This window comes from Pseudomonas sp. PME37.24/006, assembly GCF_055556635.1.
In genome coordinates this window covers 791,356-807,014 of the sequence record NZ_JBVHNL010000003.1, presented here as the reverse complement: position 1 = coordinate 807,014, position 15,659 = coordinate 791,356, and the positions used below count along the sequence as shown (strand labels likewise).

The window sequence follows — 15,659 nt, the reverse complement described above, 5'->3', positions numbered from 1 at the left end:
CCAGCATCAGGATCGGCAGCACCATGATGAGCCACAGACGACGGTTTATCGGCAAGCGACGTAAGCTGTTCATGGGCGCATTCCTGATTGTTGGAATTATTGTTTTCTGCCGCGCGACAGTTTCTTTCAGCACCTGATAGCACTTCGGCAGCACCGCGTAAATCTAAATAGTGGGCGGCCGAGATTTTCCTGTCAGAAAATGACCGCAGCCCCATGGCAGAGGCTCTGGCGGCTATTCAGGTGAGCGCTTGAAAGGAGCAGAAGGCACTGGCCTGACCGCGAAAAGGTCGCAGCTGTCAGGGCGAGTCTGGCTCTTGTCGGGAGGGGGAGACTGGAGGGCGACGAACAGTTGCGAGGCGCCTGCTCAGCAGGCGCCTCGTGGTGGTCAGCAGATATCGATCTGGTAGCGAAAGTTGTCCGCCGCGGCCCGCGACAGGCGGTATTCCAGCGGGCTGCGGTCGTAGCCCAGGGCGGTGCGCTCGATCACCACGATAGCGTCACCCTGGCCAATGGACAGCGTCTGGGCAATCTCGGCGTTTGCCGAACCAACCGTGAGCGTTTCCCGTGCCGAGGCGATGCACTGGCCGCACTGCCTTTCGTAGAAGGGGTAGAGCAGGTCACCGAAGGTATTCGAGTCGATATCCAGCAACACGATGAAACGTGAAGCGGGCAGCCAGATTTCCTCGTGGAACAGGGTGCGGTCTTCGATTACCCGCAGACGCTCCATGCGCAATACCTGCTCGCCGCTTTTCAGGGCGAGTGCCTTGGCAACCTCCTTGGAGGGCTTCTGCAGTTCCTTCGAGAGGATTTGGCTGCTGGGCGTCTCCCGGCCGCCGCTGGCATTCACCTGACGAAAGAAGCGCGCCAGCGACGAATCGAAATTCGGTCGGCGCACGAAGGTGCCGCGCCCCTGGCTACGCAGCAGCAGCCCTTCGTTGACCAGCGTATCGACCGCCTTGCGCACCGTGCCGATGGCCACGCCATACAGCTTGGTCAGTTCCGCTTCGGTGGGAATCGGCGCACCGGGCGACCATTCGCCCGCGGCGATCTTGGCCAGCATCTCCTCACGCAAACGTTGGTACAGCGGCAGGCGTTGGTCGTATCCGAGTGTCGAGGCGTTCATAGCGTGTTGTTGTCCGGTTGCCACAGGCTGGCGCCACTCTACCACCGGCGGGTCAATTGACAGAATGTCCGAGTCAGATATATGGTCAACTATTCATATATATGACTGGATGTCGTTATAACAGCAGGCGGCCTTGATGCCGGCCTCTACAACAATCGATCAGGTATTTCCTTCATGAGCACTCCCAGCCCTGCCATCACCGGCGTCGACACCCATGCGCATATCTTTCGCCAAGATCTGCCGATGGTCGCCAATCGCCGCTACAGCCCGCATTACGATGCGTTGGTCGAGCAGTACCTCGAGCATCTGGACCGCCACGGCCTGTCCCATGGCGTGTTGATCCAACCGAGCTTTCTAGGTACTGACAACAGCTTCATGCTTGAGGCCCTGCGCCGGCATCCGGAGCGTCTGCGGGGCGTGGCGGTGGTCGACGCGTCTGTCAGTGACGCGCAACTGGACGAGCTCGCTGCAGGCGGCGTGGTAGGGATTCGCCTGAACCTGATTGGCAAGGCACTGGAGGACTACACCGGGCCTGAGTGGACGGCGCTTTTCGTTCGCCTGGCGAGCCGTGGCTGGCAGGTGGAGATCCAGCGCGGCATCGATGACCTTGCGCAGATCGTGCCGGCCATCGTCGCCACCGGTGTGGACGTAGTGATCGACCACTTCGGCCTGCCGACCGACGGCATCGACCCGCATAACCCCGGCCATCAGGCTTTCCTGCAACTGCTGGGCGATTCGCGCGTATGGCTCAAGTTGTCGGCCGCATACCGCAGCAAATCCGACCCGCTCAGGGCGGCTGCGTTACTGATCCAGGTGCGCCAGGCGGCGGGTGGCGTCGAGCGCTTCCTGTGGGGCAGCGACTGGCCCAACACCCAGTTCGAAGATCGGACAAACTATGCCGGTCAGTTCGAATTGATCGAGACGCTGTTGCCGGATGCGGCCGAGCGTCATCAGGTGTTGGTGCATAACCCCGGCAAACTTTTCGGCTTTACCAGTACCCGCTGATCCCATTCGAACAACAAATAGGAAGCCTTCATCATGATGAGCCTGCTCGTCGTTGCGGCGATCGTCGCCGCCGTAGCCCTCGGCTACAAGACCAAGATCAACATCGGTCTGTTCGCCATCGCCTTTGCCTACCTGATCGGTTGTTTCGGCATGGGCCTGAGCCCGTCCGAGGTGATCAGCATGTGGCCGGTGAAGATTTTCTTCATCATCTTCTCGGTCTGCCTGTTCTACAGCTTCGCCACCGTCAATGGCACCCTGGAGAAGCTCTCCGAACACCTGATTTACCGCTGCCGTAGCGTGCCGCAATTGCTGCCGTTCGCGGTGTTCTTCACCGCCACCGTGATCGCTGCAATGGGGGCCGGGTATTACACGGTGTTGGCGTTCATGGCGCCGATCACCCTGTTGCTTTGCCAACGCACCGGCATGAGCCTGATCGTCGGCGGCATGGCAGTGAACTATGGTGCCTTGAGCGGCGCCAATTTCATGTCCAGCCAGAGCGGTATCATCTTCCGCGGGCTGATGACCAACGCCGGGATCAGTGACAACGATGCGTTCATCAATGCGATCGGGATCTTCGTCAGTACCCTGGTCATTCCGTTGCTGGTGATTTCCGCCTTCGTGTTCCTGACCCGTCAGGGCCGCGCGATGAAGACCGCAGTATTCGATGTCAGCGAGCCAACGGCGCTGAATCGTGAGCAGAAGATCACCTTGTGGCTGACCCTGGCCATGATGGCCATCGTCCTGGCTGCGCCGATTGCCCATATCGCACTGCCTGGCAATACCACCATCAGCTTCATCAACGCGAAGATGGATATCGGCCTGATCGCCAGCATCTTCTCGGTGATCGCATTGCTGTTGAAACTGGGTGACGAACGCAAGGCCATGGCTTCGGTGCCCTGGGGCACGCTGATCATGATCTGCGGTGTGGGTATGCTGATTTCGGTGGCGATCAAGGCCGGCACCATCGATGTGCTGGCCTCGTGGATCGGCGGCAGCATTCCTCCGGTGCTAGTCCCTGTGGTGTTTGGCGTGGTGGCGGCGTTCATGTCGCTGTTCTCCAGCACCCTGGGCGTTGTGACCCCCGCGTTGTTTCCCATGGTGCTGCCGATTGCCTCGGCTCTGGGGCTGGAGCCGATGGTGCTGTTCATCGCCATTGTGGTGGGCGCTCAAGCCACCTCGATTTCGCCATTTTCGTCGGGCGGCAGCCTGATCCTCGGCTCCTGTACCTCGGAGCAGAGCCGTGCCTCGCTGTTCCCGCAACTGCTGTTCAAGGCGGCGCCCATCGGCTTCGTCGCCGCTCTGGTGTTCAACGTGCTGCTGACGTTCGTTTATTGAAGCCAGCGCCAGGCATAAAAAACCGCAGCCAGGCTGCGGTTTTTTGTGTGCGATGTATTTACGTAGCCTGGGTTGAGCGAGGCGACACCCATGAATGGGCAATCAGCGTACGGCTACTTGGGCAGCAGCTCCAGCAGGCGACCGCCGCTGCCATCTTCCAGCAGCCAGATGCTGCCATCCGGGCCTTGCTCCACTTCGCGAATGCGCGCGCCCATGTCGTAACGCTCGGCCTCGCGGGCGTTGTCGCCGTCGAAGGCGACGCGCACCAGCGCTTTCGAGGACAGCCCGCCGATCAGCCCTGCACCGTCCCAGCCCGGAAAGTGCTCACCTTGATAAATGACGAAGCCAGCCGGTGAGATGACCGGATTCCAGGTGATCTTCGGTGCTTCGAACTCGGGGCGGGTGTCGTGATCGGGGATTGGCTTGCCGCCGTAGTGATCGCCGTTGGAAACCTCCGGATAGCCGTAGTTTTCGCCACGCACGATCAGGTTTAGTTCGTCGCCGCCAGCCGGGCCCATTTCGTGCACCCACAGCTTGTCCTGGGCGTCGAAGGCGATGCCGAGCATGTTGCGATGGCCCAGCGACCAGACCTGGGCAGCGACACCGCCCTGATCGGCGAACGGGTTGTCGCCAGGCAGGCTGCCGTCATCGTTCAGGCGCACCAGTTTGCCGAGATTGGCTTTCATGTCCTGTGCTGGGGTGAATTTCTGCCGCTCGCTGGAGGTGATCCATAGCTTGCCGTCCGGGCCGAACGCGAGGCGATGACCATAATGGCCGGCGCCGCTGACTTTCGGCGTTTGCTGCCAGATCACGCTCAGTTCGGTCAGTGCGCCGCTGCCATCGTCGTTGAGTTGCAGCTTGGCGCGGGCGACTGCTGCGCCACGGGTATCGCCATCACCGGCTTCGGCATAGCTGATGTAGACCCAGCCGTTATTGGCGAAGTCCGGATGCAGGATCACGTCGCCGAAGCCACCCTGGCCGCCGTAGGCGACTTCCGGCACACCGGCGATATCGTGGGTAGCGCCGCTCTTCGGGTCGACATGTTTGAGCGCCCCGCGTTTTTCGGTGACCAGCAAGGTGCCGTCGGGCAGGAAGGTCATGGCCCAGGGCTCGTCGAGCGTGGCACGGGGTTCGGCGGTGAACGGCCATTGCGCTTGCGGCAAGGCGTCGGCGGCCTGGGCGCTGAGGGTGGCGAGACTGAGTGCGATACCACCGAGCAGGTGGTGGACGGGACGGACCATGGCGAATCTCTCTCCTTGTGGACGGATCTCACACGTTACCCGCGCCTTGCGGGGGTAGCCGGACGTTTTTGTTACGACGCACGTCAAGCGCGTTGGTTCGAGTCTGATCCCCGCAGCTCGGCAACAGTGCCACAATAGCGGCCTGCCATTGACTCGAGCCAAGCAACCTTTCCATGAAAATCCTCAGCCTGCGCCTGAAGAACCTCAACTCGCTCAAGGGCGAGTGGAAGATCGATTTCACCGCCGAGCCCTTCGCCAGCAATGGCCTGTTCGCCATCACCGGTCCCACCGGGGCGGGTAAGACGACGTTGCTCGATGCCATCTGCCTGGCGCTGTATCACCGTACGCCGCGCATGGAGCGGGTCGGCGGCGAGAATGAGCTGATGACCCGGCACACGGCCGAGTGCCTGGCCGAGGTCGAGTTCGAGGTGAAGGGGCAGGGCTACCGGGCGTTCTGGAGTCAGCGGCGCGCGCGGGACAAATCCGACGGCGCGTTGCAGGGCGCCAAGGCTGAGCTGGCGCGGCTGGACGGCGAGATCATCACCGACAAGCTCAGTGAGAAACCCCGCGAAGTGGAACGCCTGACGGGCCTGGATTTTGGCCGTTTCACCAAATCCATGCTGCTGGCCCAGGGCGGTTTCGCCGCTTTTCTGGAAGCCTCCGCCAACCAGCGCGCCGAGCTGCTGGAAGAGCTGACCGGCACCGATATCTACGGGCAGATATCCCAGCGGGTGTTCGAGCAGACCCGTGATGTGAAGACCCATCTCGATCAGTTGCGCGCCCGTGCCGAGGGCGTCGAGCTGCTTGGCGACGAGCAGCGCCAGGCCCTTGGTGACGAGGCGGCGCAACTGGCGGTCGAGGAGGGTGAGACGCAGAGCGCGTTCGCCGAAGCCGGCCGACAGCGGCAGTGGCTGACCGATCTGGCGCGCACCGAGGCGCAGGTCACGGCAGCCGCCAGTCAGGTCGAGGCCGCGACCCAGGCCGAACACGAGGCGGCCAGCGAGCTCACGCGCTTGCACAAGAGCGAGCCGGCGCAGCGGCTGCAGCCGGCGTATCAGTCCCGGCGCGAGGCTGCCCAAGCGTTGGCGGCCAGTGAAGATCAACAGCGAGCGCATCGTCAGGAACTTGCCGAGGCCAGTGCAGGCCTGCACACCAACCTGAAGCTGGCAGCGCAGGCCAGTGCTGCGATTGCCCTGGAAAAGCACGAAGCGTTGCAGCGGCTGGGCGATGAATGCCAGGCCCTCGATGTGCAGTTGCAGGCCTCTGCCGATCATGACCGACTGAGCGCCCAGCTCAGCGGCTGGCAGCACGCCTTCGAAGCGCGCGATCAGGCACAGCAGGCCATTGCCGCTCTGCAGGTCAAGCAGCAGGTTGGCGCCGATCAATTGCAGCGGTTTCAACTCAGCCTGGGCGATCTTTCCCGGTCGGTGCAGACTGCCACTCAGGCCAAGGCCGATGCCGAGCAGCGTGTGGCCGAGGTGGACGAGCGTTGGCAGAAGGCCCTGGCCGGGCGCAGTGAAACCGACTGGCGCAATCACTGGCAGCAGGTGCACGCCCGCGGCAGCGCACTGGAGCAGCTTGGCCAACTGGCCGAGCGGCGCAGCCAGCTCAACCAGCAACAGCAGCGCGTTACGACCGGCCTTGCGCGACAGCAGCAAGGCCTGAGCGAGCGCGAGGCCGAGCGTTTGGCGCTGCGCGAGCGCTACCGCGAGGTGAAACAGCGGCTGACCGATCAGGACAAGTTGCTTGAGCAGGAGCAGCGTATCCAGGCGCTGGAGGCCTACCGCACTCAGCTCCAGGTTGGCGAGGCTTGCCCGTTGTGCGGCTCCACCGAACATCCGGCCATCGCCGCCTATCAGGCACTGGACGTATCGGCGACCCAGCGCGAGCGCGATGAGGCGCGGCAGACGCTCGAGGCACTGACCGAGCAGGGGCAGAATCTCGGCAATCAGCTTGCCGCTCTGCAGGCCCAAGTGGCGCAGAGCAGGGAGCAGGAGCAGGAACTGCAGCGCCAGCTCGATGCGCTGGCGGCTGCCTGGCAACGTCAAGGTGAGGTGCTCGATCCATTGCCCGATGACGAGCCGGCACTCGCCGCCGCGCAAACCCGGCAGATCGCCGAACGCGTCGAGGTCGACGCTACCCTGAAACGGCTCGATGGCCTCAAGCAGGAACTGGAGCGTGCTCGTCAGGGTGCCAATATCTGCAGCCAAAAACATGCCGCTGCCCAGCAGCAACTGAATGCCGTCGAGCGCGACCGTGATCTCGCCCAGGCGGCGGCGCAGGCACTGGACGAACAGCTCCGGGTGCAGCGCGAGCATCACGGCCAGGTCGAAGCCGAGCTGACGGCACAATTGGCCGCCTTTGGTCATGCGCTACCCGATGACGGTGCCGCTTGGCTGGCCGATCGCAAGGCCGACGCCGGGCGCTGGCAGGAGGCGCAGCAGCGGCGTCAGGCGCTGGCACAGCAGCAACCAGGCATGCAGCATCAGGTCGCCGATGCGGATAAACAGGCACATCAGTGGCAGGTACGCTGGCAGGAAGTGGGTGGCGAACCGCTGGTTGCCGGGTTGCTGGATCAGGCCGCTGCAAGCCTCGAATCTGCCCAGGCAAGCTGGCAGAGTGCGGAGCGGCGCTGCCTGGAGTTGCGCATCACCCTGGACGGTTTCGCGCAGCGGCAGGTCGCCCTGAACGAGGCCGAGCAGAGCGCTGCGGCTCATTGGCAGGCAGCACTGGCAGGCAGCCCATTCAGCGATGAAGACGAGTTTCTCGGCGCTTTGCTCGATGACGTGCAGCGCGAGGGGTTGCAGGCGCTCAAGCAGCGCCTGGAAAAAGCCCAGACCGAAGCGCGCGCGCTGCATGCTGCGGCTCAGACGCAACTGAGCGTGTTGCGCGCAGAGCCGCAGACCGAACAAAGCGCCGAGCATCTGGATGAACACCTGCAAGCCTTGCAGACGACATTGAAACAGCTTGGCCAGCGCCAGGGTGAAATTCGCGGGCAGTTGCAGGGCGATGAGCAGCGCCGCCTCAATCAGCAGGCGTTGTTCGAGGCCATCGAGGCACAGCGCCGCGAGTACGACAGCTGGCAGCAACTCAATAGCCTGATCGGCTCGGCCGATGGCGCCAAGTACCGGCGTTTCGCCCAGGGGCTGACCCTCGGCCATCTGGTGCACCTGGCCAATGGTCAACTGCAGCGTCTGCATGGTCGTTACCAGTTGGCGCGCAAGTCTCTGGGCGAGCTGGAGCTGGAGGTGATCGATACCTGGCAGGGCGATGTGGCCAGGGATACTCGCACCTTGTCCGGCGGCGAAAGTTTTCTGGTCAGCCTGGCCCTGGCCCTGGCGCTGTCCGATCTGGTCAGCCACAAGACGCGTATCGATTCGCTGTTTCTCGATGAAGGCTTCGGTACCCTGGACGGAGAAACCCTGGAAGTTGCTCTCGATGCGCTGGATAACCTCAACGCCAGCGGCAAGATGATCGGGGTGATCAGCCACGTCGAAGCGCTCAAGGAGCGGGTCGCCGTGCAGCTCAAAGTCAGCAAGGGGGTTGGGATGGGTTACAGCACGCTGGAGAAACGTTATGCGGTTTAAAGTTCTGCTGCTGTGCCTGCTGGCGGGCTTTGCCCACGCCGAGGATGCACAGAAGGATCATGGCTTGCAGGTGATGGACGAGCGCGGTTGCGTGCTCGGCAACGCGAGCATGCAGGCACCGACCCTGACCTTGATGGCCGCCGCCTACGGCGAGTCGCAAGCGCGCAAGGCCATGGCGCTGGCGCAGATGAAAGAGGCCCTGGAGGCCGGTTGCCCGGTCGATGAGCCTGACCAGGTGGGCCTGTCCGCCCTCAATGGCGCCATCCTCTATGACGAGCCTGAGCTGGTGAAGCTGCTGCTCGAAGGCGGCGCCGATCCGCGGCGCAAGATCGTCAGCCCGAAGACCACGCTCAATGGCCTCGATTCTTTTGCCTTTCTCGAGCTGCTCGGCAAGCGCGACGGCAAGCGAGATCGTAAAGCCATCAAGGCGTTGCTAGAGGCCAAGCGTTTGTAAGTGTTTGGCAAGACATCGGCGGTTGCAAATTCTCCGCGGAACCATGTGGCGGCTAGGGCTATCTGTTGTAGGTATTTTTAATCGCCTCCGTGCAGATATTTCTCACCTATTCGGGTACGCCCATGCAAAGACGTAACCTCCTGAAAGCCTCCATGATGATGGCCGCTTGTGCCGGACTTCCAGCCGGGCTGTTCAGCCTGCGCAGCTTCGCCGAAACCGCTGACGGCAAGGCCGAGCCTTTCGATTTCAAGCAACTGCAGGGGCGTGCCAAGAGCATGGCCGGCAGCGCCTACAAGAGCACCGCTGAGGTGTTGCCCAAGACCCTCGCCGAGTTGACGCCCCAGCAGTTCAATGCCATCCAGTACGACCCGGCGCATTCGCTGTGGAACGAACTGGGCGGGCAACTGGATGTGCAGTTCTTCCACGTCGGCATGGGCTTCCGTCAGCCAGTGCGCATGCACGCCGTCGACGCCAAGAGCCGGGTCGCCCGCGAAGTGCATTTCCGCCCCGACCTGTTCGAATACGGCAAGAGCGGTGTGGATGTAGCGCAGCTCAAGGGTGACCTGGGCTTCGCTGGCCTCAAGGTGTTCAAGCAGCCGAATATCGCCAAGTACGACATTTTGTCCTTCCTCGGTGCCAGCTACTTCCGCGCCGTAGACAACACCGGCCAGTACGGCCTGTCCGCTCGCGGCCTGGCAGTCGATACCTTCACCGACACGCCGGAAGAATTCCCCGATTTCACCGAGTTCTGGTTCGAAACACCGGACAAGAACGCCACCCGTTTCGTGCTCTACGCGCTGCTCGACTCACCGAGCGCGACCGGCGCCTTCCGCTTCGATATCGATTGCCTGGAAGACCGCGTGGTGATGGACATCGACGCCCACATCAATGCCCGCAAGACCATCAAGCAACTGGGCATCTCGCCGATGACCAGCATGTTCTCCTGCGGCGGCCATGAACGCCGCATGTGTGATTTCGTCACCACGGCGATTCATGACAGCGACCGCCTGTCCATGTGGCGTGGCAACGGCGAGTGGGTCTGCCGACCACTGAACAATCCGGAGAAACTGCAGTTCAACGCCTTCGCCGATACCAACCCGAAAGGCTTCGGCCTGGTGCAGTTCGACCATGACTTCAAGTCCTACCAGGACACCGTGGTCTGGTACAGCCGCCGGCCAAGCCTGTGGGTTGAGCCGACCACCCCGTGGGGCGAGGGCAGCATCGATCTGCTGGAGATTCCCACCACTGGCGAGACCATGGATAACATCGTCTGCTTCTGGAATCCCAAGCAGGCCATCGAGCCCGGCACCTCGCTGAACTTCGGCTACAAGCTGCATTGGGCTGCGCTGCCGCCGGTCAAACCGACCCTGGCGCAAGTGCATGCAACCCGCTCCGGCATGGGCGGTTTCACCCTCGGCTGGGCGCCGGGCGAGCACTGGCCGAAAGAGTGGGCACGACGCTTCGCCATCGACTTCGGCGGCGGCCCGCTGGCCAAGATGGACGCCAAGGCGCAGGTCGAGGTGGTGGTCGAGGCCTCTCATGGCGAGGTCAAGGATTACAGCATTCTTGCTCTCTACCCGGACGTCGAAGGTTTCCGCGCGCAGTTCGACTGGTTCCCGACCAGCGACAGCGTCGAGCCGGTGAACATGCGTGCCTATCTGCGCCGCGTCGACAACAAGGAGGTGCTCAGCGAAACCTGGCTGTACCAGTACTTCCCGCCGGCGCCAGCAGAGCGTCGCTATCCGGACTGGAAAGCCGAGTCCTAACGAGTCAGGGCAGGCGCCCCTTTGGGCGGCGCTCTGCCCACGCTTCCAACTGGCCTGATAGACTGGCGCACTTTTCCGAATTCCAAGAAGTGCGCAATGGCCCAGCCGTCCACGACCTACAAGATCGACCTCAACCTCACCGATATCGATCGCAGCATCTATGAAAACCTGCGTTTCACCGTGGCCCGCCATCCTTCGGAAACCGAGGAGCGTCTCGCGGCGCGGCTGATCGCCTATGCGTTGTTCTATCAGGAGCATCTGGCCTTCGGGCGCGGCCTGTCCGACGTTGACGAACCGGCGCTGTGGGAGAAAAGCCTGGACGGTCGCGTGCTGCACTGGATCGAAGTCGGCCAGCCGGACAGCGAGCGCATCACCTGGTGCTCGCGCCGTACCGAGAAGTTCAGCCTGGTGGCCTACGGCAACCTGCGCGTGTGGCAGACCAAGTGCCTCGACCCGGTGCGCACCCTGAAGAACATCAACGTGGTCGCCCTGGGGCAGGAAGCATTGGCCGATCTTTGCCTGGATATGCCTCGCGCACTGAGCTGGAGCGTGATGATCAGTGATGGCGAACTGTTCGTCACCGACGAGCGTGGCCAGCACGAAATCCCCGTGGAATGGCTGGCCGGCGAGCGAACGCTGGGCAACTGATCCGAGCCGCGAGACGCCTTTTGGCCTGGCGCGGCCCCCTGTTTCACCGCAAGAGTAGAATCCGACGTCCATGCGTATCGAGTCCCGCCCGCTTCCTGCTTCTCTTCCCGACCTGGGTAATCTGCCACCGTTGTTGACCCGTCTTTACGCGGCCCGAGGGGTGCTCTCGGCAGTGGAGCTGGAAAAGGGCCTGGCGCGGCTGATTCCCTTCACCCAGCTCAAGGGCATCGATGCGGCGGTGGCGCTGCTGGTCGAAGGGCTGCGCGAGCGTCAGCGCCTGCTGATCGTCGGTGATTTCGATGCAGATGGCGCCACCGCGAGCACCGTCGGCATGCTCGGGCTGCGCATGCTGGGCGCTGCCCATGTCGATTACCTGGTGCCGAACCGCTTCGAGTACGGCTATGGCCTGACCCCGGAAATCGTTGCCGTGGCGCTAACCCGCCAGCCGGAGCTGCTGATCACCGTGGACAACGGCATCTCCAGCATCGAAGGCGTCGCGGCGGCCAAGGCGGCCGGGCTGAAGGTGCTGGTCACCGACCATCACCTGCCGGGCCACGAGTTGCCTGACGCCGATGCCATCGTCAATCCCAACCAGCCCGGCTGCACTTTCCCGAGCAAGTCGCTGGCCGGCGTCGGGGTGATTTTCTATGTGCTACTGGCGCTGCGTGCGCGGCTGCGCGAACTGGGCTGGTTCACTGCCGAGCGCCCCGAGCCGAATCTGGGCGAACTGCTCGACCTGGTGGCCCTGGGCAGTGTGGCCGATGTGGTGCCTCTGGACGCCAACAATCGCATTCTGGTGCATCAGGGCCTGGCTCGTATCCGTGCCGGCCGCGCCCGGGCTGGGTTGCGGGCGTTGTTGGAGGTTGCCGGCAAGCAGCATGGGCGCATCACCTCGACCGATCTGGGCTTCATTCTCGGCCCGCGCCTGAACGCCGCCGGGCGTCTCGACGACATGAGCCTGGGGATCGAATGCCTGCTCTGCGAGGACGAAGGTTTGGCCCGTGACATGGCCGTACAGCTCGATCAGTTCAACCAGGATCGCAAGGCCATCGAGCAGGGCATGCAGCGTGAAGCGCTGGCTCAGCTCAAGGATCTGCCCCTGGAAAACCTGCCGTTCGGGCTGTGCCTGTTCGAGGCCGACTGGCACCAGGGGGTGATCGGCATCCTCGCCTCGCGCCTGAAAGAGCGCTATCACCGCCCGACCATCGCTTTCGCCGATGCTGGCGAGGGACTGTTCAAGGGCTCCGCACGCTCGGTACCGGGCTTTCATATCCGCGACGCGCTGGATGCCGTGGCCTCGCGCCATCCGGGGCTGATCAGCAAGTTCGGTGGGCATGCCATGGCTGCTGGTCTGTCACTGCCAGCCGAGCACTTCGAGACCTTCGCCAAGGCGTTCGATGAAGAAGTTCGTCGTCAGCTCTGCGAGGATGACCTTACCGGGCGGCTGCTGTCCGACGGTGTACTGAGCATCGACGAATTCAATCTGCCGCTGGCCCGCGAGCTGCGCAATGCCGGGCCCTGGGGGCAGCACTTTCCCGAGCCGCTGTTCCATGGCGCGTTCCAGCTGGTGCAGCAGCGCATCGTCGGTGAGCGCCACCTCAAGGTGGTGCTCAAGAGCGAGTGCGGCAGCCTGCAGCTGGACGGCATCGCCTTTGGTGTCGACCGTGAGGTGTGGCCCAACCCGACCGTGCGCTGGGTCGAGCTGGCCTACAAACTGGACGTCAACGAATTCCGTGGCCAGGAATCGGTGCAGTTGCTGATCTCTCATCTGGCGCCGCGTTAACCAGCCTCTGGTTCTTCACGTCTCTTGAACGTTGCCCACAGGCCGATTGTCTATCTGCCTGTGCGACTCGGCCGTACGCGCAATATCTTGACGCAATCTGTAACCAACGGCGGCCAGGCTTCGCAGTAGATTCGTTCGTTCTTGAACCATTGGAGATATCCATGAATACGCGCGGCTTGCTCGATCAACTGCTGAAGTCCGGGCAGGAATTGCTGCAACAGAAAACCGGCGGCAAGTCCTCTTCGGGGCTGGGCGGAGCGCTGGGTGGATTGCTGGGCGGCAGCAGTGGCGGCGCCGGCAAAGGTGACAACGGTGGCATCGGCTCGATGCTCAAGGGCGCCGGTGGCGGTGCGGCCCTGGCCATGCTGCTGGGCAACAAGAGCGCCCGCAAGATCGGTGGCAAGGTGATTACCTACGGTGGCCTCGCCGCGCTGGGCGTGATCGCCTACAAGGCCTATGGCAACTGGCAGGCCAAGCAGGCCGGTGCGCCACAGGGCGAGCCGCAGACCCTCGACCGTCTGCCTGCTCCTCAGGTGGAGCTGCATAGCCAGGGCATTCTCAAGGCGCTGGTGGCAGCGGCCAAGGCCGACGGCCACGTTGACGAGCGTGAGCGCGAACTGATCGAAGGCGAGTTCAGCAAACTGGCCAGCGACGCCGAAACACAGCGCTGGCTGCAGGCTGAGCTGAACAAACCGCTGGATCCCGCCGATGTGGCACGTTCGGCCACCACGCCGGAGATGGCCGCGGAAATGTATGTCGCCAGCGTGTTGATGGTCGACGAAGAGCACTTCATGGAACGTGCCTACCTCGAAGAACTGGCCCGCCAGTTGAAGCTCGACCCGGCCCTCAAGGCCGAACTCGAAGCTCAGGTTCGCCAGGATCTGCAGTAACCCTGCCGCATCGTGCTGCCGACGGTTCCACGCCGTCCGGCAGCCATATTTCTTCCTCCCTCCTGACACTCAAGCGCCTGTTGCTACAGTAAATAGGCCTGTCTTGCTTGCGCTGTAAGCGCAACGCCCATAGAGTCCGGCGCATGACCTGTGGGCGCTGCTCGCAGGCTTCATTTAGAGTCTCGGCAGATGGGGTTGAATGTGAAGAACTGGACTGTTCGCCAGCGTATCCAGGCAAGTTTCGCGGTCATCATCGCGATCATGCTGTTGATGGCCGCTGCATCCTTCGAGCGCCTGCTCAAGGTCGATAGCGGGGCGAAGCGCCTACTGGACGATGCCATGCCCGGCATGTTCCACATCACCCAGGTGCGCAGTGCTTGGACGGAAATGTTCCACCAGACCATCGTGCAGGTGAGCATCAGGGAGCAGCACACCCTCAGCGACGCCGACCGTCAGCTGATCAAGATGGCCAGCGACAAGCTGGTCGCGTCTCTTGCCGATTACCGGGCCACTATCCGCGATGACAGCGACCGTGGTGCACTCGAGGCCTTCAATCAGACCCGCGAATTGTTCGCTCAGCAGCAGGCCAGCGTACTGGCTGTATACGACGAGGGGCGTCCCGTCGAAGCGAGAGCCCTGCTGGCTGGGCAACTGACCGATACCTGGAACGTTGGGCGTACTCAGCTCACTTCAATGATCGAACTCAATCGCGACGTGGCCTACTCCTCGGCCGAGGGCATCGTCTCCGCAGTCGACCGCGCCGAGCTGAGCATGGCTATTTCGGTGGTGCTGGCGATCATCGCTGCATTCGTCTGTGGTTACTTTCTCATGCAGGCGATCACCCGTCCGGTTCAGCAAGTGGTGCACACCCTGCAAGCGCTGGCCAGCGGGGATCTGACCGCGCGCCTGAACCTGGGGCGCCGCGACGAGTTCGGGGCCATCGAAACCGGATTCAATGGCATGGCCGAAGAGATCAAAACCCTGGTCGCGCAGGCGCAGCGCTCGTCGGTACAAGTGACCACCTCGGTGACCGAGATCGCCGCTACCTCGAAGCAGCAACAGGCCACCGCGACGGAAACCGCGGCCACCACCACGGAGATCGGTGCTACGTCCCGGGAAATCGCCGCCACGTCGCGCGATCTGGTGCGCACCATGACCGAGGTATCCGGCGCCGCCGAACAAACCTCGACACTGGCCGGGGCAGGGCAGTTGGGCCTGGCCCGCATGGAAGACACCATGCATCAGGTGATGAGCGCCGCCGAGCTGGTCAACGCCAAGCTGGCGATCCTCAACGAGAAGGCCGGCAACATCAATCACGTGGTCACCACCATTGTCAAAGTGGCCGACCAGACCAACCTGCTGTCGCTCAACGCCGCCATCGAAGCGGAGAAGGCGGGCGAGTACGGCCGTGGCTTCGCGGTGGTCGCCACCGAAGTTCGTCGCCTGGCCGACCAGACCGCCGTCGCCACCTACGATATCGAGCAGATGGTTCGCGAGATTCAGTCGGCGGTTTCCGCCGGGGTGATGGGCATGGACAAGTTCTCCGAGGAAGTGCGCCGTGGCATCGGCGAAGTCGGCCAGGTCGGCGAGCAGCTCGCGCAGATCATTCATCAGGTGCAGGCGCTGGCGCCGCGTGTATTGATGGTCAATGAAGGCATGCAGGCGCAGTCCACCGGTGCCGAGCAGATCAATCAGGCGCTGGTGCAGCTCAGTGAAGCCTCGTCGCAGACCGTCGAGTCGCTACGCCAGGCCAGCGCATCGATCGATGACCTCAATCTGGTGGCGAACGGTTTGCGTACCGGCGTCAGCCGATTCAAGGTCTGAGCC

At 62.9% G+C, this 15,659-nt stretch carries 11 protein-coding genes; 9 read left to right on the top strand and 2 right to left on the bottom strand.

Annotated features, from left to right (window positions below; translation table 11 throughout):
• Positions 1–385 precede the first annotated feature (385 nt).
• A complete protein-coding gene (locus tag ACZ3GY_RS14750) occupies positions 386–1,123 on the bottom strand; it encodes a GntR family transcriptional regulator (protein ID WP_463565835.1) in 738 nt (245 codons plus the stop codon).
• 174 nt (positions 1,124–1,297) lie between these two features.
• On the opposite strand from ACZ3GY_RS14750, the gene ACZ3GY_RS14745 reads away from it, so the two are divergent.
• Both ACZ3GY_RS14745 and ACZ3GY_RS14740 read left to right on the top strand, forming a co-directional pair.
• The gene (locus tag ACZ3GY_RS14745; protein ID WP_465910730.1) at positions 1,298–2,128 is read left to right on the top strand and encodes an amidohydrolase family protein; all 831 of its coding nucleotides are present in this window, start codon (positions 1,298–1,300) and stop codon (positions 2,126–2,128) included.
• 33 nt (positions 2,129–2,161) lie between these two features.
• Positions 2,162–3,463: an SLC13 family permease gene (locus tag ACZ3GY_RS14740; protein WP_463565833.1), complete on the top strand. Its 1,302-nt coding sequence runs from the start codon at positions 2,162–2,164 to the stop codon at positions 3,461–3,463.
• 113 nt (positions 3,464–3,576) lie between these two features.
• Here ACZ3GY_RS14740 and ACZ3GY_RS14735 read toward each other — a convergent pair whose 3' ends face one another.
• Positions 3,577–4,704, bottom strand: a complete 1,128-nt coding sequence (locus ACZ3GY_RS14735; protein ID WP_465910729.1) for a PQQ-dependent sugar dehydrogenase — start codon at positions 4,702–4,704, stop codon at positions 3,577–3,579.
• Between the two features lie 173 nt (positions 4,705–4,877).
• Here ACZ3GY_RS14735 and ACZ3GY_RS14730 point away from each other — a divergent pair, with 173 nt between their 5' ends.
• From ACZ3GY_RS14730 to ACZ3GY_RS14700, 7 genes are all read left to right on the top strand, one after another.
• On the top strand, positions 4,878–8,291 hold the full coding sequence (locus ACZ3GY_RS14730; protein ID WP_465910727.1) for an AAA family ATPase: 3,414 nt from the start codon (positions 4,878–4,880) through the stop codon (positions 8,289–8,291).
• Positions 8,281–8,745 (top strand): ankyrin repeat domain-containing protein, encoded by a 465-nt coding sequence (locus tag ACZ3GY_RS14725; protein ID WP_465910726.1) that lies wholly within the window; start codon positions 8,281–8,283, stop codon positions 8,743–8,745. Before ACZ3GY_RS14730 ends, ACZ3GY_RS14725 begins: the two co-directional genes overlap by 11 nt.
• Positions 8,746–8,867: 122 nt before the next feature.
• Positions 8,868–10,511 carry a glucan biosynthesis protein D gene (locus tag ACZ3GY_RS14720; RefSeq protein ID WP_463565829.1) on the top strand — a complete coding sequence of 548 codons (1,644 nt, stop codon included), beginning with the start codon at positions 8,868–8,870 and terminating at the stop codon, positions 10,509–10,511.
• Between the two features lie 96 nt (positions 10,512–10,607).
• Entirely contained in the window at positions 10,608–11,159 is a 552-nt protein-coding gene (locus ACZ3GY_RS14715) for a YaeQ family protein (protein WP_465910725.1), read from the top strand.
• Positions 11,160–11,229: 70 nt separating this feature from the next.
• Entirely contained in the window at positions 11,230–12,942 is a 1,713-nt protein-coding gene (gene recJ / locus ACZ3GY_RS14710) for a single-stranded-DNA-specific exonuclease RecJ (protein WP_465910724.1), read from the top strand.
• 161 nt (positions 12,943–13,103) lie between these two features.
• Positions 13,104–13,832, top strand: a complete 729-nt coding sequence (locus ACZ3GY_RS14705) for a tellurite resistance TerB family protein (RefSeq protein WP_463565826.1) — start codon at positions 13,104–13,106, stop codon at positions 13,830–13,832.
• A gap of 201 nt (positions 13,833–14,033) precedes the next feature.
• The gene (locus tag ACZ3GY_RS14700) at positions 14,034–15,656 is read left to right on the top strand and encodes a methyl-accepting chemotaxis protein (protein WP_465910723.1); all 1,623 of its coding nucleotides are present in this window, start codon (positions 14,034–14,036) and stop codon (positions 15,654–15,656) included.
• Positions 15,657–15,659 lie beyond the last annotated feature (3 nt).